Consider the following 23,571-nt stretch of genomic DNA (forward strand, 5'->3'; position numbering starts at 1 on the left):
ATTAGAGTGTGTGAGAGTAGTTTATTGTTGATTAATTGGCTCTTTAGGTCCTAGGAACTTCGGTTTTGTTTCCAGAATATAGAGATCCAATATGGCTTTTACCCGAGCAAAAACTTCGCGAATTCTCACTTGAATTCCTGATTGTTGAGAGGGCCCCGGAACCGCAAGACAAACAGCATGAATATTGTAGTGACGCGCAATAAACAGTGCTCTCTCGCAATGGAATTTCTGAGTGACGATAATAAATTCGTCAGCATCAAATATCTCTTTTGAACGAACGATAGAATCCAGAGTTCGGAAGCCAGCGTAATCCAAATGAATAGACTCTTCTGGTACGCCAGCTTTGAGTAAATCGCGTTTCATTGTCCAGGGTTCATTGTAAGAACGGTGTGCGTTATCTCCACTCATTAAGAATGCATTAACTTTACCGTCAGTAAAGAGCTGTATCGCAGCGTTAATTCTGTTGGTGTAATAATCGTTAAGAATTTTTCCCAGATATTTACTGGTCCCTAACACCAACGCGACATCATAATCAGGGAGTTGCTCTATATCGGTATAGATATCATCAGATGTAGACCAACTGATATAACGGTCAACGGCGAAAATAGTGATAGCCATCGCGAGTAATAAGAACAATACCTTCTTAGATAATCGTTGAATCAGACTCGGACGGTCGCTGAAAATATTTCTCACAACATTACACCTGTCTGTTTTTTTGAGCCCAGATTCCGATAAGAATAAAGCTGGAAAGTACGATAGAGAACATTAAACCCGGATCCAGACCTCTCAGTGTCTTAGATAAATAGGGCGTTGCATACACAATTAACATTCCGTAGCCAAAGGCGTTTAGCAGAATAAACGCTCCGGTGCGCACAATAAAGTTGTGGCCGGATAAAAGCTTTCTTAGTGCCCGGTTAATGTCATTTCCCGCCATCACCAGAAAACAGGCAATGAGCGCGGTTGATATTTCCGAAAGATAAGGAGAAATATGCTTACCCACAGGAGCGAGTACATCGAGCATATGTTTAGTCTCATAGTTTTACGGTTGAGAGATAATATCGTCTATTTTCATTTTTATCACCTGAAATTACTGGTTTTTATGACCTTGAGGTATACTCTGCGTCATCCATTCGGGTACACATCAAATTAGCCAATGAACACACTACCGATATACACAATATTCTCTGAATTTGAAAACCTGATTCAGTCACACCATCTGGTTGTTGAAGCTGAAACGGGCTCCGGAAAGTCTACCTGTCTTCCGTTATGGGCTTCAAAGCGTGGTCGTGTACTTGTTATTGAGCCCAGAAGAATTGCATGTACCTCTCTTGCGGAATTTCTCGCGCAGCAAGACAACTCGGCCATAGGCAAAAAGGTAGGGTATGCGATAAAGCTGGAATCCAGATTTGATGAACACACCGAAATTGTATTTGTGACACCAGGCGTTGCGTTAAGGTGGCTTGCCGAGGGAACACTGAGCCAGTTTGATTATGTAATGATTGATGAGTTTCATGAAAGGCGATGGGATACAGACTTGCTTTTGGCTCTGTTACTAAGAGACAACAGTCATAGGCTTATTGTGACGTCAGCAACCATGGAAGGTGAGCGGTTAAGTCAATATATTGGTGCCAAACGACTCGTTTCTGAAGGTCGGCATTATCACGTTTCTGTCCAATACTCAGCAAAGGATGCTCACTATCTGCCTGATGTGAGAAATGTTGAGCAGTCGGTATTTGCTTCAGTTACCTCAGCGCTTGAAAGAACCGATGGTGATATTCTGGTTTTTCTTCCAGGTCGAAAAGAGATATCTCAGTGTGCTCAGAAATTGCGTTCGATCGATGGTATCGAGGTTGTGAGTTTACATGCTTCAGTATCGGATTCAGAAAGATACAAAGCTCTACATCAACTTGATCGACAAAAAGTTGTACTTGCTACCAACGTAGCGGAAACCTCACTGACTATTCCTAATATCACAGTGGTGATTGATAGCGGACTGGAAAGACGGACACTGCAGAGAAATGGCCGAACGGTTTTGAGCCTCAAGAGTATTTCTAAGGCCAGTGCAAAACAGCGAGCTGGGCGGGCAGGGCGAGTAATGGATGGTGAGTGTATCCGCTTATATGGCGAATTCGCCCCTCTTGAACCGGTCACGCCCCCAGAGCTGATGAGAGAAGAGTTGACAGAAGCCATGCTTGCAGCTGCTAGTTGCGGTAGTCAGTTAGAAAGACTCGGCTTTCTGGATAGCTTACCTGAAAAATCTTTGAACAAAGCGAAGACAATGCTTCGTTCGATGGAAGCTATAGATGATGATGGGCAGATTTCTGCTCACGGGCGATTACTATATCCTTTGCCAATCGATGCTCTGTATGCAGATTTGCTCACAAGAATGCCAACGAAAGCACTTCAGGAAGCCATGGTTGATTTGTCTGCTGCGTTATCTGTGCCTGCGTTTAAATATAAATTGCCCGGTAGTGAGAATAAATTAGAACTACTTGCTACCTGGGAGCCTCTTTCATGTGATGCTGTCACTTATTTAAAGTTAGTTCGTGGAGAGCAATGTGATGCTCTTGAGGTGGACAGTGACGCGTTAAAAGAAGCACAAGGACTAGCCCAACAGATGCGGGATGTACTTGAGCTGCCGGATTTGGAGGTGGCTTCGCGCTACGATCGAAATCAGTTGATCAAAGCCATAATCGAAACTCATCCTGAACTTGTGTTCGTGAGACGTACAAAGAGACGGGATGCTATGGGGAACGGCTATTCTGAAGTATTGCCGGGCAGAAGCAGTCGTTTTAGTGAAAAGGACGAGGCAGCGATTGTTTTAGACCAGCACAGTGTGCCGGGGCGCGGCGTCAAACAGACTCTGAATTTGGGTTCTGTCATGCTGCCTGTGGCTCTGCCTTTATTGGCTGAAATGGAACTTGGTGAATGGCAACAGGGTGAAACTGATATTGATGAGCAAGGTATTCTCTCAACTCTTAATCTTGTTTATGCGGGGCGATGTATAGCTACTAAGCAGGTTGTTCCTGAAGGGGAGTTGTTGGTTAAACCTTTGGTGGAAGCTGTATCTACTGGGGCAATTATGCCAGGATTTGCAGAAATCAGAGCAATGGAAATTGAGCATTGGAAGCTATATGTAGACCTAAAAATGGATGAAAGATGCAGCAATCATGAAGGCCTGACATTTGAGGTATGGTTTACTCAGCAGCTTCAGGATCTTGGAGTAAGTTCTGTCGAAGAGCTGGAAATATTCTCTGAGGATGATTTTGAGTTCGATGGTATTCCATATTGGGAATATAAAAACTTTGCTGAAACCTATCCTTATCAATTAAATATCGGTGATCTACAACTTAGTGTGGAGTATATGCCGAGCAGAAAACTTGTTTATGTAATCTACGAAAGTGGCTTAAGAAAGACAGATCCAAAGCGAATAGAGTTGCCAGTATGGAGGGGGTGGAAAATACAGTATAAAAAGGCGAGCAGGATTGTCGATATCCGATAAATTTTACCCCTTGAATTATTAAGGATTAATAGCAAGTTATATCTGTATTGAAATCCAGATGTTAATGGAATGATGTTCTTATAGCTTTAGATAGTTCTAATAAACCTCTAAATTCGATTGTCACATAACCTATTGATCTAAGGCGAACTCTGTCAGATAGTAGATATCCGTAATCTACTGTGTTGGGGAGCATATGGTGGATAACCAAAATAGTGAGCTTGTCGTTTTTGATTACACGACATTTCTGGGAGCAGACAGCAAGAAAAAATGGACTTTTTTCGAAGCGTTTTCGTCTATTGCTCCTGTATTTGGCTTAGCGTGGAAAGATACGTTAGAGCAAGAAAAAAATCCGCAGCAGAGGTTTATCGATAAAGCATTTAGTTCTTTATCTGCCCAAAGCAGCGATGAGTCTAATATTATCCGTCTTGCGGAAATTGCCAGATTAGAGGGCATCAAAGAGTTAAAACTCATGATGCCTTACGAGCTGGAGCAAGAACAGTTGGAAAATATTATTCAGGAGAGCGAAGCTGAGATATCACGTTCAGCACAAGATGAATTTATGATTCGTCTCTAAACCAACTCATCTGAACATACTGAGTATTCGGTGCTAATTGAAAAGCCAGACGTCACTTAGGTTACGTCTGGCTTTTTTACACATGAATGTTAGTCGTTAGAGCTTGTATGTCTGGTCGGTAAACTTTATATACTCAACATTGACGAGCTTATCGGTGCCGATTCCCGGACCCGAAAATTCAGTTGTGTTGTTGCCCAAGTTGGTAATGGTATAGCTGGCTCTTGGGCCGTTCACTTTCAGTACATCTGTACCATCAGAGCCGTCAATCTCATTATTTGCACTGTTTCCTTCGAAGTAGTTGTTTGCACTATTTCCCAGAATATTGATCGCTGCGTTACCAATGATCTTTACATTTTTCAGGTATTGGGATTTATACGTGTAGACTTCACTAGGGTCAGTTGATAGTTGAAGCTTAAAAGTATTTCCCGTTGAAGGGTTAGCCTGAAAATAAGTACTGGTTTGAGCGCTATCAATACGGGCAGTGTATTGATGAAACTTGGGTAAGAACTCGTTAGCAAAACCAAAGCCAGTGGCATCTGAAGGTAGTGTTAGTCGGGAGATATAACGGTAGTTATCCATTCCCTGATACTCATTGCGAACACCATCGTAAAGGCCGTAATAGGTATCTGCTACTGCTGCAAAGAACTCGTGAGAGAAGCTTTGGCCCATTATATATTGTTGTGGATTGGAATTGGGAATGTCATCTCCAAGCCAGTCATTCCAGCCAGCCTGACGTTGTGCATCGTTAGTTGCTCCCACGGTTTGAGGGCTCCAGATCGCGCTATGTGTTACGTAGTCATTGGAAGTGTCTTTATCTTCGTACTCGTACAGCCCTGTTGATGAGTTCAACTTATAGTCATGAAAGATACTTAAACTATGGTCAGTGATACGCTTTTGTAATCCACCGTTTGTGCCATCATGAGTAATCGGCGAGAAACCCTGAGCCTGAGTAATGTGTAAGATCTCCTCTACGGACGCATCTCTGGTTTTACCAACACCGTATCCTTCAAAATAAGGTGTTTCACCAATATAGACGGTTTCGTTATACCCAAGAGCTTGGCTATTTACGAACCAGCCGTACTTAGAATACAGGCTGCTGTCATTAGCGATATGCAGTAAAAAATCATCTTGAGCTACTGGAGCGAGCGATGGCTCAATAACCTTCAGGCGATTCATAACTTGTACCAGCAGATTCCCTATATCACTCTCGGTATTAGCCATCATCAAAGTTGCTTGTCTGGAAGCCATAGACTCAAAAATTGCTTTCTTACTTAACTCACTGTTTTCACCTGTTTCTGATAAAAGTGACATCCAGACAGATATTGCCTGCCTAAGATCTTCATCACTATCATCTGTAGCTAATATAGTGATTTTTTTGCTGGAATCAGATGCCAAAGAGAGTTGTACAAAGTAATCAAAACCAGCATCTTTTGCTGCCTGGTAGTTAGCAGGAAAAGTTGTGTTAAATGGGGCATCAAAATTGAAGCTGGCTACAGTTGTAGATTCTGAAGGTAGGGTATCTGGTGAAGTTGAGTTATCACCATCACAACCAAATAAAACTAAAGAAGAAAGTACTACAGGGGCAAGGGCCAATCTATTTATATACAGCATGTTTAGACCAAATAATTAACAGAGAATCTATTTAAACCTGATGGGGTTCAAAAATTTGTCGAAACCTAGCCGTACTCTTTTTAGTAATTTAATTAGCAAGTTAATAACGCTTTTATTTTTTCGCTTGATGGTATCATTTTGAAATCAGATCACTAAAAACCCTTACAATCCATTACAAAAAAGCCTGCACGTATGCAGGCAAAAAGGTAGGTGTTTTAATTTAGTTATATTTATATCTGTTACATTTTTTCAGTAAACGTACGAGTGATGACATCTTGCTGCTGCTCTTTTGTCAGAGAGTTAAAGCGTACAGCGTAACCAGATACTCGAATGGTTAACTGAGGGTATTTCTCAGGATGTTCCACTGCGTCCAGAAGCATCTCACGGTTTAGCACGTTCACGTTTAGGTGCTGACCACCTTCAATCGAAATACCACTTTGGCCTTCTTCGTGGTGGAAGTAACCATCCATTAATGCAGCCAGGTTTTGTTTCTGACTATCATCATCTTTACCCAGGGCGTTTGGCACTATTGAAAAAGTGTATGAAATACCATCTTTCGCATAAGAGAAAGGCAGTTTTGATACAGACGTTAATGAAGCGACGGCACCATTCTGATCACGACCATGCATAGGGTTTGCACCTGGACCAAATGGCATGCCTGCTTTACGACCGTCTGGAGTATTACCTGTTTTCTTACCATAAACCACATTCGATGTGATTGTCAGGACTGACTGAGTTGGCGTTGCTTCGCGGTAAGTATGCTTCTTCTGAATTTTCTTCATAAAGCGCTCAACCAAATCGCAAGCGATATCATCAACTCGTGCATCGTTGTTACCAAATTGCGGGTATTCACCTTCGATATCGAAATCAACAGCCAAGCCGTTTTCGTCTCTTACCGGAGTTACTTTTGCGTACTTAATTGCTGCGAGAGAGTCAGCAACAACAGATAGACCAGCGATACCACATGCCATAGTACGGTAAACATCTTTATCCATCAGCGCCATTAAAGAGGCTTCGTAACTGTATCTGTCATGTGAGTAGTGAATAATATTAAGCGCTGTGACATATTGAGTTGCCAGCCACTCAAGCACTTCATCAAACTGAGGCATGATGCGATCAAAATCCAGTACTTCATCTGAGATAATCGCACGTTTAGGGCCTATCTGAACTTTAGATTTCTCGTCGATACCGCCATTGATGGTATAAAGCAGGGCTTTCGCAAGGTTTGCTCGAGCACCAAAGAACTGCATATGTTTACCAACAATCTGAGGACTCACACAACAGGCAATCGCGTAGTCATCGTTGTTGAAGTCTGGGCGCATCAGATCATCGTTTTCGTATTGAACGGATGAAGTATCAATAGATACTTTCGCTGCGTACTGCTTAAACGCGTCAGGCAGTTGCTCTGACCAAAGAATTGTCATGTTTGGCTCGGGAGCTGGGCCCATGTTGTACAGAGTATGCAAGTAACGGAAAGTAGTTTTTGTTACCAGTGTACGACCGTCAACACCCATACCTGCCATAGCTTCTGTTGCCCAGATAGGGTCACCGGAGAACAATGAATCATAGTCAGGGGTTCTCAGGAATCTCACCATACGTAGTTTCATGATGAAGTGATCAATCATTTCCTGCGCTTGTGACTCGGTAATCACACCTTTTGCTAAATCTCTTTCGATATAAACATCTAGGAAAGTTGACGTACGGCCAAGAGACATAGCGGCGCCGTTTTGCGATTTAACGGCGGCTAAGTATCCGAAATAAGTGTACTGGATAGCCTGTTGCGCAGTTGCCGCTGGTGTTGACATGTCGATGTCGTATTTTAAGCCCATCTCGCGAATGTCTTTCAGTGCCTGGATTTGATCGGCCAGTTCTTCTCTTAGACGTAGAGTTTTATCTAGTTGTCCACCATTTTCCAGAGAAGCTTGAGTTGAGTTATATTGCTCTTGCTTCTCAGCGATTAGGAATTTAATACCGTAAAGCGCTAAACGGCGGTAGTCACCAATGATTCGGCCACGGCCATAAGCATCAGGTAAGCCTGTGATAATACCGGATTTGCGACAAGCAAGAATGTCTTTGGTATATAGGTCAAAACATGCTTTGTTGTGTGTTTTTCTGTATTCGGTAAAAGTCTTTTCGATCTTAGGATCCAGTTCGCGACCATATACCTCACAAGAGTTTTTCACCATGCGGATACCGCCATTTGCGATCATTCCGCGCTTTAATGGCTTATCGGTTTGCAGGCCAACGATGGTTTCAAGCTCTTTGTTGATATAACCAGCATCATGAGAAATGATGGTTGAAGGAAGGTCAGTATCGAAGTCGATTGGCGCGTGAGTTCGACTCTCTTCTTTAATACCTTCGAGTACATTATTCCATAAGGTTGTTGTAGATTCGGTTGCTTCTGCCAGAAACGACTCGTCTCCTTCATATGGCGTGTAGTTGCTCTGAATGAAATCACGAGTGTTTACTTCTTTTTGCCAGTTGCCAGCGGTAAAGCCTTCCCAAGCTTCAAGCATTGCAGTGGTTGGAATTGTCATCATCTTACCTCACGGAATAATGGTTTACTTAAATTAGAAGCAAATATTTCCCTTTGTAGTCATTTATTTTATATGGGGAATATCTGTGAAATTTGTTGTGCGGGGAGAATATATTGCGCTATCTAGTATGAGTAAAATGAATGTTATGCAAATAATAAATGCATAAAGTGCATAAATTAAGATTGGGAAATAAAACCACTCCCTTTATTCTTATGTGGAATAAAAATGCTGGAATTTTACAGTTTAGATAAAAAAAATCTCCTATTGATGGCAAATCAACAAGAGATTTTTTGATTATATGATTAACGGAAACTTACTTTTTAACTTTGAATAATTTCCCGGTAAGCATGCTCTTAAAGTGTTCGGTGACCGTAACACCTGTAGTACATAGGTACACGTGAGCCGCGATAAACAAAACCATGATATGAGACATAGCCACATGAATCATTACCGTTAGCTCTTTGCCGTTGTAACCCAATACTTCAGCGGGTAATAACTCGCTAAAGAACAGACCAATACCGGACAATATCAGTAACGGGAAAGCGCCAAGTACGATGGACAAGTAACCGACTTGTTGAAGCGGGTTCAGACGCTTCTTAGGATCATGTCCGGCTGGGTTTTCCTCACCTTTATGGATCCCTTTCAGGTAATATGCCGCTTGCTTAATACCAGAGCTAACAAAGTCTTTACGAGGTAGATATTGCTTTATCTGGCCTGAGACTAGCAAATACAGTAGATAAAGTATCCACAGTACAATCAGGACAGCACCAAGAACATTGTGACTGTATTGCGAGAACTCAAAGGCAACGAGAGAGAAATGCATTGATAAACCTGTCAGGAGAAGAGTGACAAAAACAATTACATTGCTGTTGTGCCACAATCGAATACCTGTCGGGAACATCACAGTGTTTGTTTTCTCTAGCTCAACTTTCTCTTTTTTACCCAGGTTTCTCATACGCAGATGTATACCGAGCAGCAGCAACACAGCGACAAGTGCGATACCAAAGATTGAGTCGATCCAGCCGATACGAGTCGCACCGATGATATAACGGTCATCAAGTAACTTCTCGTTCAGATACCCAAGCGGAGAGTCAGCTTTATCCGCTCTTTCTTCAATGGATTTCGCGTTGATCTTAATCAGCTCACCATCATCAAACAACCCTTTGTCCAGATTCGAAAATGCCTTTTTTTCGTTTCTGTAACGATAGAGCGTTGAGGTGATAGCAGTATCTTCGCTATGACAAAGTTCACAATCAGACACTGCTACTTCAGCTGGAGTGATGGTGTGAAGCTGGCTACCTTCACCAGCGCTATGACAATCTACACAACGTACAGCGTCAAAGTGCTTGTTTTTTTCTGGTAAGAACCAGTGAGCCATATCCTGATCCAACATTTTCTTGTCAGTCAGCTTTTCGTATCCTTTCAAGTCGTTATGACATGAAAAACATGCTTCGTTGGCATCTTTGATACTACCCGCAATGTCTTCGGTTCTTTCTGGAAATTTGAACGAATGCGCATTGTGGCAAGCTTCACATTCAAACTCATTACCAAACTCATTGATGATGGTTTTAGTGTGGTGACTTGACTTCAACTGCTCGTCAATTTCGTGGAAAGCGTTGCTATGACAGCTTTCACAACTTCTGCTGGCTGTTTCGCCTTCAAAACGGTGTGGAGCCTCATCAAACGCTGCTTGATCTGCGCCTTTGTGACAGTTTTGACAGCTTAATCCCTGGTGCACCGAGTCGTTGTAGTGAATAGTATCGACATGAAGATCGATATCTCTTCCCCGGTCGGTGACCCACTCTTTATTAATGCTGTCACTGTTGTGGCAGGAAAGACATGATTCATTGTCTGCTTTAGCCTCACTCCTGAGTTGTTTGGCTTTCTCGTTGAAATCAGTCGAATCAACGGTGCTTGCCTGAACATTCAAGGTAGTTAGCAGTACCAATAACACCATGCCAAATGCTTTATTCAATAATTTGAACATTGGTTACCTCTGGTGTTATTAAGGTGTCTGGAAGCCAAACTGATGACAATCACTACATACAGATTTCGATTTACCATGTTCGATATGACATGAATCGCAAGGTAATTCGGTTTCCCAGTGTGGAGAATTGTGAGGGTTCGGATGCATCTCTTTGGTGAGTTTCGCTACATCTTCCGGACTGCCGTGGCAACTTGCGCAGTTCGAAGTATCTGCAGGTGTTACCGGTTCGTTTGAACCATGACATAAAGCGCAGCTTTGACCATTTTGATGTACTTTTTTGTGATAACCCTTTACTGGTACTTTTCCGTAAATCTTGTCATCAAGAAAGTCGAGAATGGTTTGATGTATTGCGTTTTGTTCAAGGTTTTTGTCTGCGGTTGTTTCAGTTTTACCTTCAGCAAACGCATTGAATGCCAGGCTCGTCGTAAGAACGAGAGCGAATAATGGCTTAAGTATATTAAGTACGTTTTTCATTGTGAGTTGTCCCAATAGAAGAAGATTAAACCGAGTCATTAGCTGCAACGCTGTTCCCAGCGATACGGCCCATAACTAATCCGTCTGTTATTGCACAACTGCCCAATCGGCTCGCACCGTGTGGACCACCCGTTACCTCACCGGCGGCATAGAGACCTTCGATAGGTTCGAAGGTTTCAGAATGCAGAACCTGAGTTGTCACGTCTATTTGTACGCCACCCATAGTGTGGTGTACTTTTGGCCACGCTCTAACACCATAGAAAGGAGGTTCAATAATTGGTGTAGCTGTAGAGATAGGCTTACCAAACTCAACATCATCGTTGTTCTTAACGTACTCGTTATAGTCACTGACAGATTTCATCAGTCTATCTTCCGGAACTCGATAGAACTTGGCGAGTTCTTCTAACGTATCGAACTCATTAATCACCTTGTACTTAAGACCACGGTCCAGGGTAGGGCACGCTTTTGCACCGACACTGTCAACAAGAATGATTGGATAATCTGGTTCGCTGCCATTGCCTGCGCTCTTGATGATCGCTGTTGCTCGTGTCTTACGGTCAGCAAGTTCGTTTACAAAACGTTCACCCGTAGCGCGTCCGACCATGATGCCGTAGCGGAAACCAGACTGGATATTGAACATGGAAGCGACACCAAATCCACCTTCATCAGGAGATGCCCATGGACCAAGCTGTATTTGCCCCATCTGTACTGGTATTGCACCAATGCGGAATGCAGCACGCATAGCTTCACCAGTTGCACCTAGCTGATTGGTACTGTCGATATCGCCACTCAAACGAGGATCCTGTGTTGCGCGGAAGTCCTTGTCACGGCTGAAACCACCGGACGCAAGAACAACGCCACGTTTCGCTTTGAAATGTTTGATAATGCCAGTTTCTTCATCAGGGAAACGATAACCGTCTTGAACCTGAACACCGATGACGCGCTTTTCATCATTGGTCACAAAGTTCAGCATTTTGCATTCTGTACGGATGACAACACCCTCTTTGCGTGCTGTACGAACGAGAGGACGGACAATACCAGAGCCAGAGGCATTATGAGTTAGGTATGTTCTGGCGACAGAATGGCCACCTAGCCATGAAAGCTTTGGTTTAAATTTCGCACCGCAATCGATCACGAAATCGTAAGCATCGCGCGAGCCTTCTGCGATTGCCCTAGTCAGTTCTGCATGATTGATTCCGCGCCCGGCTTTCATCATATCTTCAACCATCAACTCGACACTGTCTTCAACGCCTTCTTCTCTCTGCAGCTCACTGCCTGCAACTGCGAAGAGGCCACCGTTAATGGTTGAGTTTCCGCCTGGCACACGCATTTTTTCGATGATCATCACATCGAGACCTTTGCGACGAGCTTCTATAGCAGCAGAAAGTGCAGCAAAACCACTACCAATAACTAAGACATCAAATGTCTTGTCCCATTGGATATTATTTTGCTGAGTGATGGTATTGGCGTTGACACTGTTACTAAACACCATGGTGGTTACTGCTGCCGCAGCACTGCCCGTAAGGAGCTTTCGCCGGGTCAGATCGGTAGGAGAGTTATTATCTTGACTCATTATTATTGCTTCCATTTTAACAAAAAAACTAAGAACGAAAGCATCACGAGATAACAAGCTCATCATGGTTATTATTGCTGGTATATCAGATGATATCCCGTGACACTTCAAAATATAAAATGTTGCTTTTAGCGCCTAAAAGACGCTAAAAGTTATCTATTTGTTATAAACGTGTCGACAAGTTACTTAAGTAACCCTGATGGCCATGTGGGTATATTAATCTCAACTACCACTTTATGGCTAATGACGATTTTTCATTTTATATATGCATAAAATGCATATTTGATCATTATCACATACTATTACTGCATGAATCTAAGCTGCATTTTGGTTGTAAATAGCTTCTTGAGATGAGCGTAAAATAAGGTGATTGAGAAACAATTGGAACATTTCACCGAGAGATGAAATTTCCAGTTTACTGTAGATATTTTTACGGTGTGCTTTGACCGTCGCTACTGTAATTTCAAGCTTGTTGGCAACTTCTTTATTGTCGATTCCCTGGATTATTAGGGTCGCAATTTCTTGTTCTCGACTGGTCAATACTTCAGCGCCAAATGCATCCAAAGATTGGTGAATGGCATTGACAAATTGATTCTCACTGGTTGCAGCTGTGGTGGCCCAAATATGCGGCCACAATTTACGGCATTGAGTCTTCAATTTTGGAAAGTGCTTTTGTAAAACAAGCTTATCCTTGGGAGAAAATGGGTCGAACTCGTTACTACGACGAACGAAAATCGCAACACGACGTTTCGAGTCTAATTGAACATTTATCGCAATTTCATTCAGGCGTTTGTTATCTGCTTGAAATTGCTGTCGGTATTCTCTGAATTTGCATTTATCAGTAATTACCTCTTCGATCTTGTAGATTCCTTCCTGCTTTCTGTTTGAAAACGTTGCATAAAATGGGTCGAAAGCATAGGAACTGTTAATGATGTTCAACATTGACTGGTTGTGCTCACTCTGTAGTGAGTTAAACAAACAGATTGGGTGGCTACCATTTTGGTAACCCAAAATGATGATTGACTCGTATCGGACTACCTTAGTTAGATAGTTGACTAAGCTGATTGGTGAGATCGCATTTTGGCTCATAGTATTGCTTCCGTATAGATTCAACATAATCAAAAGCGTCATGAGACTTAGTACATCTGGTTATTATTCTGTTATATCCAATGTTATCTCATGACACTTATTAATATAATCAGCACCTTAGATCGGATTTGTACTAAGAAGGAGCTGATTTTATATTCGTGTCGACAAGTTACTTAAAGTAACCTCTATGGCCATGTGGCTATCTTAATTCTGCATACCCCTTTTTGGCTAATGACTATTTATCATTTTATCTATGTATTAAGTGCATACATTCCGTGTGGCCTATGTTTGAGGGGCATAATCGAGCGACTAAAAATACATCGCTATTTGTTGGTTTTCCACTTTGTAATGTTTTGCATGAAGTTCCCCATTGAGTCTTTATTTAGTAATAATCTATGGGGAACTTTATAGCTGCACAAAGTGATCAAAATCAGCATCTTTTGCAGTCAGATAGCGCAGGGAAAGTCGTGTTAAATGCAGTGTCAAAATTGGATTTGGCTGCTTAGGCTAGATAATTCAGGCTGCATCCTGCTTGTAAATAGTCTCTTGAGAGGAGCGTAAAATAAGGTGGTTGAGGAACAATTGAAACATTTCCCCTAAAGATGAAATTTCCAGTTTACTGTAGATGTTTTTTCGGTGCGCTTTTACCGTGGCGATCGATATTTCTAACGTGCTGGAAATCTCTTTGTTGTCTGACCCCTGTATGATTAAGGTTGCAATTTCTTGCTCACGCCCTGTTAGAATTTCCGCACCGAAGGCATCCAAAGATTGGTGTATCGCGTTGACTATTTGGTTATCACTCGTTTTGGCTGTAGTCGTCCAGATATGGGGCCAAAGTTTACGACATTGGGTCTTCAACTTAGAAAAGTGCTTTTGCAGAACAAGTTTATCTTTAGGAGAGAATGGGTCGAACTCACTACTACGACGAACAAAAATAGCAACACGACGCCTTGGATCTAACTGCACGCTTATTGCAACCTCATAGAAACGTTTGGTATCTGCATGAAATTGTTTTCGGTACTCTTTGAATTTACATTTGTCAGTTATAACGTCTTCTAGTTTGTATACTCCTTCCAGTTTATTGTTGGAAAAAGTTGAATAGAATGGGTCAAAAGAATAAGAACTGTTGAGTATATCCAACATTGATTGCTCATACTCACTATGCAAGGAGTTAAACAAACAGACAGGGTGGCTACCGTTTTGGTATCCCAAAATAATGATTGATTCAAATCGGACGACCTTGGTTAGGTAGTCTACCAACTTTATTGGTGAGATCATATTTTGGCTCATAGTGTTATTTCCGTTTAGGTTCCAGAAAACTAATTTAAGTATCACGAGTGATTGTAGACCGATGGCAATTTATCGACTTATCCAGATGATTATTCATAGGCTTAAATAATCAGCCGGTTGGGGTCTTTTAAATTAAAGGTACCAACTGAAGAGCTGATACTCTCAATAATGTCGAATAGTTACTTGAAGTAACTATCTATGACCATGCGGTGATATTAAAACCATATTCCCCTTTTTGGCTAATGACCATTTTGTCAATTTTTTACTGCAATTATGCGCATGGTGCATATATTTCTCTTTATATATACATATTACGCATTGTTAATGGAGTGTGATATTTAACAAAAGCTTCGAACCAGCTTTTTGTAATGCTTTGTAAGAAGTTCCCCATTGAGTCTTTACTCAGTATTAATCTATAGGAGATTTAAACGTGCCCTAGTCGTAATCCATAGTTGTGGTTGGATAAAATAATGAAAAAAATCATATTATTAATGTCATTAAGTGTTTTGAGCGCTTGTGGTGGTTCTGGCGGAGGAGGTGGGAGTTCCAGTCCAGGAGCAACGCCTTCAGCCGCAGATCCTGTTTTTAAAGTTCGTAACCTTGTTACTTTAAGCCCGACTCAACTGAGTTCGATTGACGGTTTAAAGTTTGTTTCAAACGAAAATGCCATTATTTTCGAAACGCCAGCGATATATAAATAATATGAAAAAGACTCTACTTACATTAAGCCTATTACTGGCAAGCTCTGCGTCGATCGCGGATACTCAAAACCAAATACAAAATTTGCAGGGCTATTACAAAACGAGTAGCGCAGTTGGTTATGTATCGAACAAGCTTAAACAAAACAAGGTTGAGTTTGTTCGCCTCGATAAAGCTATCAAGGATAAAGATCCTGGTAACTCGCCACAATCAGTTGGTTCAGCCAAAGATATTGCAGATGGACGCAGTATTGCTCAAACTTTGAGTAACGCTTTTAGTTTTCAGGCTGGGCAGATGGTTTGCGTGGTGACCAGAGACAATGCTGAAATTGCGTATCCAGTTGATGATAGCACCACAAGTTGTAGTACGGACTTTTCTGATATCCATAAAGCAATGGCGAAGAAGCAAAACGGAAACTTAGTGTTCTTCACCCGGTACGGAAACAGCAGTGACGCGACCTACTACATTGAAGAAATCAATGCTGACGGTACAGAAATGCAAAGCAAGTTCCTATACAACTCAAAGGGAACTTTGGTTGGCGATCTTGTGATGATTAAGAAATCTGGAAGCACATATAATATTGAACACTTCAGTAACTTAGGTGATTCAGATAGTCGTACTGGTAAGGTTGGCTCTATTAGTTATCAATGGACGGACGGTTTTGTTGTCAATCCTGGAGACTCATCCAATCAATCGACTAATGTCTATTCATTTTCGTATCTGTACGGTACTGAAGCCAAAATGGGTAACCGACAAACTAACCACTACTGGGCTATAAAAGATCAGGTCAAGATGATAAATGGTTCACCATTTGTAACACTGGTACAGCGTTATATGGAGTCCGAAGATGGTGCGAACACTTCTCATGATGAGTACTCATCTGATAGTAAAGACATGTTATTGACATATAACTTTAATAATCAAAATCGTCTTGTCGGATTAAGCCCTGATGCATGCATGATAAAGCAGATTGCGGATGGAGAAACAAGCATTACCAGATATCAAGGTTACTTTGTCGATAAAAACTGTATCCATGTACCTAACGATTTAACCCGATTCCCTAAACAAGAACTCACGCGTTTAACGGATGATGGTGGCGCAGAAAAAACGCCATCTTCTTTAAGAGCTAGTGCAGTGAAGATGAAAACACAGGTTGATCTTTCAGGCAGTAACTCTGCAAGTGCGATGACAAATGTAGAATACAATCGAATGAAGGCGCGCTATCTAACTGCACTTATTTCTTATCAGAGCACACTTCGATCTATAGAGTTTTGGAAGTAATTATCTGAAAGTAAAACTGACGACTTTAGCAAGTAAGTTTTTAAGGCATCGGCGTAAGGTTTTAACAAGAGATTATTGAGATGAAAGCTAAAATGATACCTGCATTTCTTTGTATATTTATTCCTATGTTTGCTAGCGGAGAGTCGTTGGAGAGTTGCTCCCGTTTTTTGCCTGAAGGAACCTCATATGAGATTACTATTACTACGTTAGTCAACAAAGACAATGAAGAGCCAAAATTTGATGGAAATATAAATATAGATTGGAGTGAGGAGAATGTTGAAAATTTAAAGTTCGAACTTTCCGATTATATAAAATGCGTGGCACCACTAATCACATCAGAACCAGAACTTGAAATTTGAAAAAGTTGTTAAAGAAACTCCCATGACAGAAAGAATCGATTTCAAGGTAGGGGACTCGGTAAGATTGCTTCGAGTACCAGAGCAGGACGTCAACGATAAACTTAGCAATAGTGAGCCAAGTGAGAGATTGGCTACTGCTAAAATTTTCGAAACCATGATCGAGCAAACACCGATTGTCATCATCGATCAAGTAGACGAGTATAATCAACCGTGGTTTTCTGCCCGGGTCATCGTTGATGGTCAGTTTGAAAATCATTCATTGGCAATAATGGATGAAGAGTCATGGGAGGTTGTGTATCAAAACAACGGGAACTCAGAACCTCCTAAAGAACATGAGATAGCTAAAGTCAAAGTGTCAATTGACAGGGTCATGGAAGAGTTCGAAGAAGATTATTTGAAACTTTCTGAAGAATCAGAAGTGTTATTTGAGGCTCAGGAAGCATTAAATCAGAAATATGAATCTCTGGATAAAACCACAGGTTTGAGTCTCTTGTTTAAAAAGATGGAGTATCTAGAAGGTGGGGGCTGAGTATTCCCCCCCTTCTTTTTCTATATCGATTCTTCTGAGACTGGAGGGACTGATGAGGAAGAGGAGCAAGACGGGATAGTCAAAGTAAACATAGCTCCACCGTATTGACTATCGTCGACCCGTATTTTCCACCCTAGAATTTTCGCAGCACTCATGGTAATGGTTAAGCCTAATCCAAATCCACCGGACTGAGTGTTTCTGCTCTTATCCAAACGGGAGAAAGCTAAAAATATTTCTCTCCTTTTGTCTTCTGGGATTCCGGAACCATCGTCATGAACAGAGACTAAAGTGTGCTCTTTTTGCCGATCGATATGTACCCATACACCTGATTTAGTATATTTTTCAGCGTTTTTGAGTATGTTATCCAAAACTAGTTGGGCCAGAGTTTGTTCTGTGTCGATAAACACAGGTGTTTGCGAACTGACGATCATCTTTCCTTTGTCTGGAGAATGAACACGCAATCTGCTTTGAACGAACTCGACTAGTTCAATATGAATCAGTTTCAATGATGAACGGTTGCTTTCAGTCGGTGCTAGTTTAGCAACGGTAACGATATTAACTGTGAGTTGGTTTATCTCTTCTATATAGTCATCGATATCATTGAATATTGGTTGTTTCGATTCTGGGAGAGATCTTCTCGCCAGATCGCAGGTAAGCTGAATCCGGCTCAATGGGGTTCTGATTTCATGAGAGATAGCCTGAGCAAATATCTGAGTTTGTTTAATTTTGTCCTCTATCTCATTCGCCATTTCGTTAAAACTGATAGCGAGTGTTGATATAGGGCGAGGAACTTGTTCATTGGCTCGTATGCTTATATCGCCATTACCAAAGGATCTGTATGTCACTAATAGCTTTCTGAGATAACCATCAAGTCTTCTGATCGGAAGATATATGGTGAGTGCCAGTGCAATTCCCATGGCAAACAGCAGTGACAAAGTAAAAATGATTTCTGTGTCTTTATACCATTCTACTTCCGGAACAAAAAAATCACGGTTCTCACTAAATACCAACGAGTATTCCGTGTCTTCCAAGTCAAAAATTGCAACGTACAGACCTCGTTCTTTTACATAAACCGGAACATTGTCAGTCAGGCTTATAAACTCACAATCAGGACAAGGGGACTGACCATTCCACTTAGGGATAAGCTCAAAATCAAAGATGTAAAACGAAACGCTCTTTTTTTCTAGTAACTCTTTATACAGGTTTGCATCGATTCCTTCTGATACCGAGTTAACATGCGATAAGTGTTTTTCTGTAAAAAACCTTGCATCTTGTAAAAATCGCTCGGCTTCTGAAGTGAAAAAGAACTGGCTTCCCAGAAATGCAAAAATAGTGGCGGTTAAAACGAGTCCAGCGATGATGCTGATATAAACTCGGGTAAAAAGTGAACCGTAGTTTTTAATTATCGACAAGGGCGTACCCCTTACTTCTGATGGTTTTAATCACGACATGTTCGATTCCGCTGGTTTGCAGTTTTTTTCGTAAGCCAGAAATCCGCATGTCGATCGTTCTGTCGCTACTTTTATACTCAATTCCTCTGACGGCTTTACAGCAATCTTCACGAGATACGGGGTGGCCGTAATTCTTAAAAAGTACAGAAAATACATCGAACTCAGAATCTGTCAGTTTTATCTCCATACCATTAAAAAAAGCGCGTTTAGCATCATCATCGAGTCTTAACGAGTTGTTAATACATGATGATGCAGCGATTTGAGGGTTACGCCTTAGCATAGCTTCTATTCGCGCCAGCAGAATATTCGCCTTAACAGGTTTGGTAACATAGTCATCTGCCCCAAACTTGAAGAGGCTAACTTCGCTGAGTTCATCTGCTGAGGCAGTAATAACAATAATCATCCCATTATAGAATGTACGGGCACTTTGACAGATCTCCGCACCACTCATACCGGGAAGCATCAAATCAAGCAGGACGATATCAGGTTGATACTCACGTATCGCATCTATTGCCAATGCTCCATCACTCACGATTTGGGTAGAATAGCCTTCATCGGAAAGGTACATTTTTAATAGCTTCGCAATTATCAGGTCATCTTCAACAATAAGTATTTTTCGTCCCACAGCATTACTACCTTTCACAGAAGTTTATTTATCCATTTAGTTAGGCTCATTAGTGAATCGCAGATTTTGCAATCTAGGTATCTGCATGAAACACAACTCTTACAAACCCTTACAAAGCAAATCATAACATTCAGTAAAATTATATACTGTTTAGCTAATTGTAATTAGGTAAGACACCCCAATACTGGAACTGTTCAGTGACATAATCTGTTTCATTTATACATGTTAATTATAAGTTAATTAATACGCTCCTTGTGGGTTTTGTTGCATATGGATGGGACGTGCTAACTTCGTTTAACCTTCCGTTTTATTAAGTTTTCCATCCAACATTTTGGGATGGTTAAACACACAAATATCGGTCATTAGAAGCCGAATTTATCTAGACTGAAAGGTAGTTTTATGAAGAAGCGAATTGTTGTTCCCCTGTTGTCACTTGCTCTTACCGCATGTGGGATGGATCTTGCCATTATGGATAAGTCTGAAGCGGTAAAGGCCGAGCCTGAGATACCGGTAAAAACCAGTGGAGATTTTTGGGGATTTGGCAGAGAGGGCACTTTTGAAGTAGCAGGACTTTATCATGGCAAATACAGTCGTGACATCTCGGAATCAAATTGGTTTTTCAACCGTATTAACATTAAAGATGGCAGTTTGGTCGCTGAGGTAACCAAGAATAGTGACAACACCACCTGGCTGTTAGTGTGCAGTGGGGGAGGTACTTCTGTACATTATTTAGGTGTGGATTTTGGCGGTGTTGACCCATACACATGTAAGATCTCTCTAAACGATAAGCCTGTTGGTGAGTACAAAATGGAACCGGATTCGAGCTTTATCAAAATTGGTATCGAGAAAAAAGAAACGGGCTTTATGCGCCTTGGTAATGACCTGATGAATGTAGAAACAGTGCACTCCAGTGATAGCCTTATGATGCCTGTTGAGATGGCCCTTGGATATAGCTTTAAGCTTGGTAGTGGGGAAGTCGCAGCAACACAATCAAACGGTATGATTACTATTCAAATGTTAAGCACATTGACCGATTCGCAGAAGGATACTGTGGTTGTTGGTAGCATCGCAAGCGCGCTGAGCTGGCGTCCAGACGAAGAATAATGAAAAGATTAGTCTTCACTCTTGCAGGCCTTGCTTTAACCGTCAAACTGGCGGTTATTGTAATGGCCGAAGAAGAAAACGTAACTGCGCCAGAAGAAATTATCGAGGGTTGCTATAGCCAGCGGTATGTCATCACAGATTATGCGACTGAGAGTTCAGAAACCAAAACCAGCTACTTGCAAATAACAAAGTCAGAAGGTACATACCACCTCAAGGGCTGGATTTGGGGAGATAACTATCATGTCTGCGATATCCTGGTACCTGATGGAGAGACCCAAGGTAATATGGAATACGCTGATGGCGTGCTCACATTTAGCGTTATAGATGAAGAGTATGGCATCAACTGCAATCTGGAAATGATAAACGGTATTAACGGCATCACTGTTCGTGACCGTAATTATCATTGTACAGATCAGGTGTTCTATTGTGGTGTAAGAGTGGGATTGGATGGGCTTAGGTTAAAAAGTACACCTAACCAATGTGAAGATTCTTAGCTGTATTTCTGGGAGGAGAAGAAATGTAGCTTTGTTATAGCTGAACTGTATCTTTTTCGTAGATTTGTATCCAATTTTCGTAGTTTTGTGCAGTGATCAAAATAGCCGCTTTTTTTAACATATTCTCATCATAACGAGAGGGTGAAAATGTGATAATCAAATTAATAGCGAATACTATAAAAGTTGTTGTCGGGATATAAAGTAGGTTTTTATGAAAAAGTACCACTTCTCTTCATTAACTGAGCATCATGAAGCGTTAGGTTTTCCCAAGCCAGAGCATCCACTGCTAAGTGTGGTTCATATTAGCAGTAAGGACAAAGGAGGCGTACTTGCTTGCAAAAAAGATGACGATATCGTTGTTTCTACCGACTTCTATTCTATCTCGATTAAGCGAATCATTTCCGGTGAGGTCTTCTATGGCCGTACAAAATATGACTGCAACAATGGCACGATGATATTTACAGCGCCACAACAAGAACTTCGTACTAAAGGTATAAAAGTTCAGTCAGAAGGGCGCCTGATTATGTTTCATGAAGATTATGTTCGGGGCCATCCTATTCAGGAGCAAATAAAAAAGTACCACTTTTTTAGCTACGCTATTAATGAAGCTTTACACCTATCGCCTAAAGAAGAAAAGCAAATCACCGATCTTTTTGATGCCATTGAAACTGAGTACCACAACAATCAGGATGAGTTTACCAAAGAGCTTATTCTGGATTTGGTTACAACACTACTGAGGTATTCAAACCGCTATTACCATCGCCAGTTCTTGATGCGAAAAGAGAGTCAGAACTCACTTTTCGAGAGATTCAGGAAAGAGCTGGAAGATTCTTTAAACGTAAAGCCAGGAACAGATCCGGTTATTCCTTCAGTAGAAGAGCTCGCTAATAGCCTGCACGTGACGGCTCGATATTTAAGTGATGCACTAAAAGTTGAAACAGGGAAAACAGCGAAAGACTGGATTCACCTCGAACTGATCGATTCAGCTAAAGATTTGTTGTTATCCTCAAATGTTTCCGTTTCGGAAGTGGCTTACCGGCTTGGTTTCGAGTATCCAAACTATTTTGCCCGGCTGTTTAAAAAGAAAGTAGGACTTACTCCTTCTCAATACCGCAACCAGATTCACTAATTTTTATGAATAAGATGATACGTATATTTTTCGTTCTAGTTTTGTTGGGCATTGCTGCTGGGTGTTCAAACTCTTCACATCGCAACGCTTTAAATGATTCGCAAGATTACTATAACTACATACAACCCAGCTTTGCCGACTATCTAAAAGAAACGAGAGCGTGGTTAACAGCAAATCGAGGTTATGTAACATCTGACCATGAAAAAGAAATCTCGATGAATATGCCGTTTGAACTCATGCCTGAGATGCCAACGGATAAGGCTGTATTGTTGGTTCATGGTTTAGGGGATTCACCTTACAGCTATTCTGATTTGGCAGTGACGTTGAAAGAGCAGGGTTTTTATGTACAGACATTGCTTTTGCCAGGGCACGGGAGCAAGCCCGAAGATTTAATGTTGCCTCGTTATCAGGATTGGCAGGAAATCGTAGATCACTACACCAATTTACTGAAACAAAAGTATGACCAGGTATGGTTAGGTGGTTTTTCCACAGGAGGAAACCTGGTCACCATTCACGCTATCGAACAAGGCGGCGTGGACGGCCTTATATTGGTGTCTCCAGGACTTCAGTCAAAAGCACCTATATTAGAAAAATTTGCACCGCTGGCTGCTCTGTTCTTTGATGGCTATACAGAAGAAGAGACTAACCTTGCCAGATATAACTCTGCTCCGCTCAACGGTGCGATAGCTTATAGTGACAGTGCTTCGAGAGTTAGGAGCCTACTTAAAACCAAAACAGTAACCATTCCTACGTTAGTGGTGATAAGCGAAGCAGATAGCATTATTGATCCAGTGGCGGTAAGAGATTTGTATTCTGAACGCTTTGATAATCCTAATAACCGACTGATCTGGTATGGAGAGTCAGAACAGGATTCATCTTCTATTGAAGTTCTGACTATGCACCTCTATAACCATAAGATCAGTACTGGTTCACATATGAGCCCAATTTTTGCGCCTTCCAATGCTTACTATGGCGAGAATGGTGAAAAGAGAATGTGTATGAACAGTTTTAGTGATGAAGCGACAATGCGCTGTAACAACGGTGAAGAAGTATGGTTCTCTGCATGGGGCTATGAGGAAGAGGGGAAGATTCATGCAAGGCTTACCTGGAATCCTTATTACGCTGAACTAGAGCAAAGTATTCGCAGAATAACGCTGTCAGACAAGTACACAACTATAAAACAGTAACGTGTCACCAAATCGTCTAATTAATATAAGTGGAATATAGACCTAACTCGTTCTATATTTCTTAAATTGATTTAGA

General features: G+C 41.4%; 21 protein-coding genes. 10 read left to right on the forward strand and 11 right to left on the reverse strand.

The features are described from left to right. Positions 1-21: 21 nt before the first annotated feature. Entirely contained in the window at positions 22-618 is a 597-nt protein-coding gene (locus SNR28_RS17000; RefSeq protein ID WP_375754108.1) for a vancomycin high temperature exclusion protein, read from the reverse strand. Positions 619-697: 79 nt separating this feature from the next. Further along, entirely contained in the window at positions 698-1,021 is a 324-nt protein-coding gene (locus SNR28_RS17005) for a DUF3392 domain-containing protein (protein WP_375753856.1), read from the reverse strand. A 132-nt stretch (positions 1,022-1,153) separates the two neighbouring features. On the opposite strand from SNR28_RS17005, the gene SNR28_RS17010 reads away from it, so the two are divergent. Both SNR28_RS17010 and SNR28_RS17015 read left to right on the forward strand, forming a co-directional pair. After that, positions 1,154-3,502, forward strand: a complete 2,349-nt coding sequence (locus SNR28_RS17010; protein ID WP_375753857.1) for a helicase-related protein — start codon at positions 1,154-1,156, stop codon at positions 3,500-3,502. A 193-nt stretch (positions 3,503-3,695) separates the two neighbouring features. Next, positions 3,696-4,076 carry a transporter gene (locus tag SNR28_RS17015; protein ID WP_375753858.1) on the forward strand — a complete coding sequence of 127 codons (381 nt, stop codon included), beginning with the start codon at positions 3,696-3,698 and terminating at the stop codon, positions 4,074-4,076. Positions 4,077-4,172: 96 nt separating this feature from the next. Here SNR28_RS17015 and SNR28_RS17020 read toward each other — a convergent pair whose 3' ends face one another. The 7 genes from SNR28_RS17020 to SNR28_RS17050 form a co-directional block, all read right to left on the reverse strand. After that, positions 4,173-5,687 (reverse strand): hypothetical protein, encoded by a 1,515-nt coding sequence (locus SNR28_RS17020; RefSeq protein ID WP_375753859.1) that lies wholly within the window; start codon positions 5,685-5,687, stop codon positions 4,173-4,175. Positions 5,688-5,926: 239 nt separating this feature from the next. Beyond that, positions 5,927-8,224: a formate C-acetyltransferase gene (pflB, locus tag SNR28_RS17025; RefSeq protein WP_375754109.1), complete on the reverse strand. Its 2,298-nt coding sequence runs from the start codon at positions 8,222-8,224 to the stop codon at positions 5,927-5,929. 313 nt (positions 8,225-8,537) lie between these two features. Beyond that, positions 8,538-10,211, reverse strand: coding sequence for a cytochrome b/b6 domain-containing protein (locus SNR28_RS17030; protein ID WP_375753860.1), 1,674 nt, complete (start codon positions 10,209-10,211; stop codon positions 8,538-8,540). A gap of 18 nt (positions 10,212-10,229) precedes the next feature. Further along, positions 10,230-10,685 carry a cytochrome c3 family protein gene (locus SNR28_RS17035; RefSeq protein WP_375753861.1) on the reverse strand — a complete coding sequence of 152 codons (456 nt, stop codon included), beginning with the start codon at positions 10,683-10,685 and terminating at the stop codon, positions 10,230-10,232. A gap of 25 nt (positions 10,686-10,710) precedes the next feature. Continuing rightward, positions 10,711-12,258, reverse strand: a complete 1,548-nt coding sequence (locus SNR28_RS17040) for a flavocytochrome c (protein ID WP_375753862.1) — start codon at positions 12,256-12,258, stop codon at positions 10,711-10,713. 315 nt (positions 12,259-12,573) lie between these two features. Next, positions 12,574-13,347, reverse strand: a complete 774-nt coding sequence (locus SNR28_RS17045) for a response regulator transcription factor (RefSeq protein WP_375753863.1) — start codon at positions 13,345-13,347, stop codon at positions 12,574-12,576. A 516-nt stretch (positions 13,348-13,863) separates the two neighbouring features. Beyond that, the gene (locus tag SNR28_RS17050; RefSeq protein WP_375753864.1) at positions 13,864-14,637 is read right to left on the reverse strand and encodes a LuxR C-terminal-related transcriptional regulator; all 774 of its coding nucleotides are present in this window, start codon (positions 14,635-14,637) and stop codon (positions 13,864-13,866) included. A gap of 470 nt (positions 14,638-15,107) precedes the next feature. Between SNR28_RS17050 and SNR28_RS17055 the strand changes: the two genes are divergently transcribed. From SNR28_RS17055 to SNR28_RS17070, 4 genes are all read left to right on the forward strand, one after another. Next, entirely contained in the window at positions 15,108-15,338 is a 231-nt protein-coding gene (locus tag SNR28_RS17055; protein ID WP_375753865.1) for a hypothetical protein, read from the forward strand. A 1-nt stretch (position 15,339) separates the two neighbouring features. Further along, positions 15,340-16,617 (forward strand): hypothetical protein, encoded by a 1,278-nt coding sequence (locus SNR28_RS17060; RefSeq protein ID WP_375753866.1) that lies wholly within the window; start codon positions 15,340-15,342, stop codon positions 16,615-16,617. Between the two features lie 80 nt (positions 16,618-16,697). Beyond that, positions 16,698-16,976, forward strand: coding sequence for a hypothetical protein (locus SNR28_RS17065; protein ID WP_375753867.1), 279 nt, complete (start codon positions 16,698-16,700; stop codon positions 16,974-16,976). Between the two features lie 22 nt (positions 16,977-16,998). After that, on the forward strand, positions 16,999-17,505 hold the full coding sequence (locus SNR28_RS17070) for a hypothetical protein (protein WP_375753868.1): 507 nt from the start codon (positions 16,999-17,001) through the stop codon (positions 17,503-17,505). 20 nt (positions 17,506-17,525) lie between these two features. On the opposite strand, the gene SNR28_RS17075 is transcribed toward SNR28_RS17070, so the two are convergent. Then, on the reverse strand, positions 17,526-18,917 hold the full coding sequence (locus tag SNR28_RS17075; protein WP_375753869.1) for a sensor histidine kinase: 1,392 nt from the start codon (positions 18,915-18,917) through the stop codon (positions 17,526-17,528). Beyond that, positions 18,904-19,524, reverse strand: a complete 621-nt coding sequence (locus tag SNR28_RS17080; protein ID WP_375754110.1) for a response regulator transcription factor — start codon at positions 19,522-19,524, stop codon at positions 18,904-18,906. Before SNR28_RS17080 ends, SNR28_RS17075 begins: the two co-directional genes overlap by 14 nt. A gap of 456 nt (positions 19,525-19,980) precedes the next feature. On the opposite strand from SNR28_RS17080, the gene SNR28_RS17085 reads away from it, so the two are divergent. From SNR28_RS17085 to SNR28_RS17100, 4 genes are all read left to right on the forward strand, one after another. Continuing rightward, entirely contained in the window at positions 19,981-20,685 is a 705-nt protein-coding gene (locus tag SNR28_RS17085) for a hypothetical protein (RefSeq protein ID WP_375753870.1), read from the forward strand. After that, complete coding sequence (locus SNR28_RS17090; RefSeq protein WP_375753871.1) at positions 20,685-21,179, forward strand: hypothetical protein; 495 nt, start codon at positions 20,685-20,687, stop codon at positions 21,177-21,179. Before SNR28_RS17085 ends, SNR28_RS17090 begins: the two co-directional genes overlap by 1 nt. Before the next feature lie 211 nt (positions 21,180-21,390). After that, complete coding sequence (locus tag SNR28_RS17095; protein ID WP_375753872.1) at positions 21,391-22,308, forward strand: helix-turn-helix domain-containing protein; 918 nt, start codon at positions 21,391-21,393, stop codon at positions 22,306-22,308. Positions 22,309-22,322: 14 nt separating this feature from the next. Then, positions 22,323-23,495, forward strand: a complete 1,173-nt coding sequence (locus tag SNR28_RS17100) for an alpha/beta hydrolase (RefSeq protein WP_375753873.1) — start codon at positions 22,323-22,325, stop codon at positions 23,493-23,495. Positions 23,496-23,571 lie beyond the last annotated feature (76 nt).

Source organism: Vibrio iocasae (assembly GCF_042245395.1).
In the GTDB taxonomy this organism is placed as follows: Bacteria; Pseudomonadota; Gammaproteobacteria; order Enterobacterales; family Vibrionaceae; genus Vibrio; species Vibrio iocasae.

Bases quoted from the DNA above. Each gene is read 5' to 3' on its own strand.
- SNR28_RS17000 (WP_375754108.1), bottom strand. From the start codon at position 618: ATGGCTATCACTATTTTCGCCGTTGACCGTTATATCAGTTGGTCTACA.
- SNR28_RS17005 (WP_375753856.1), bottom strand. From the start codon at position 1,021: ATGCTCGATGTACTCGCTCCTGTGGGTAAGCATATTTCTCCTTATCTT.
- SNR28_RS17010 (WP_375753857.1), top strand. From the start codon at position 1,154: ATGAACACACTACCGATATACACAATATTCTCTGAATTTGAAAACCTG.
- SNR28_RS17015 (WP_375753858.1), top strand. From the start codon at position 3,696: ATGGTGGATAACCAAAATAGTGAGCTTGTCGTTTTTGATTACACGACA.
- SNR28_RS17020 (WP_375753859.1), bottom strand. From the start codon at position 5,687: ATGCTGTATATAAATAGATTGGCCCTTGCCCCTGTAGTACTTTCTTCT.
- pflB (WP_375754109.1), bottom strand. From the start codon at position 8,224: ATGACAATTCCAACCACTGCAATGCTTGAAGCTTGGGAAGGCTTTACC.
- SNR28_RS17030 (WP_375753860.1), bottom strand. From the start codon at position 10,211: ATGTTCAAATTATTGAATAAAGCATTTGGCATGGTGTTATTGGTACTG.
- SNR28_RS17035 (WP_375753861.1), bottom strand. From the start codon at position 10,685: ATGAAAAACGTACTTAATATACTTAAGCCATTATTCGCTCTCGTTCTT.
- SNR28_RS17040 (WP_375753862.1), bottom strand. From the start codon at position 12,258: ATGAGTCAAGATAATAACTCTCCTACCGATCTGACCCGGCGAAAGCTC.
- SNR28_RS17045 (WP_375753863.1), bottom strand. From the start codon at position 13,347: ATGAGCCAAAATGCGATCTCACCAATCAGCTTAGTCAACTATCTAACT.
- SNR28_RS17050 (WP_375753864.1), bottom strand. From the start codon at position 14,637: ATGAGCCAAAATATGATCTCACCAATAAAGTTGGTAGACTACCTAACC.
- SNR28_RS17055 (WP_375753865.1), top strand. From the start codon at position 15,108: ATGAAAAAAATCATATTATTAATGTCATTAAGTGTTTTGAGCGCTTGT.
- SNR28_RS17060 (WP_375753866.1), top strand. From the start codon at position 15,340: ATGAAAAAGACTCTACTTACATTAAGCCTATTACTGGCAAGCTCTGCG.
- SNR28_RS17065 (WP_375753867.1), top strand. From the start codon at position 16,698: ATGAAAGCTAAAATGATACCTGCATTTCTTTGTATATTTATTCCTATG.
- SNR28_RS17070 (WP_375753868.1), top strand. From the start codon at position 16,999: ATGACAGAAAGAATCGATTTCAAGGTAGGGGACTCGGTAAGATTGCTT.
- SNR28_RS17080 (WP_375754110.1), bottom strand. From the start codon at position 19,524: ATGTACCTTTCCGATGAAGGCTATTCTACCCAAATCGTGAGTGATGGA.
- SNR28_RS17085 (WP_375753870.1), top strand. From the start codon at position 19,981: ATGAAGAAGCGAATTGTTGTTCCCCTGTTGTCACTTGCTCTTACCGCA.
- SNR28_RS17090 (WP_375753871.1), top strand. From the start codon at position 20,685: ATGAAAAGATTAGTCTTCACTCTTGCAGGCCTTGCTTTAACCGTCAAA.
- SNR28_RS17095 (WP_375753872.1), top strand. From the start codon at position 21,391: ATGAAAAAGTACCACTTCTCTTCATTAACTGAGCATCATGAAGCGTTA.
- SNR28_RS17100 (WP_375753873.1), top strand. From the start codon at position 22,323: ATGATACGTATATTTTTCGTTCTAGTTTTGTTGGGCATTGCTGCTGGG.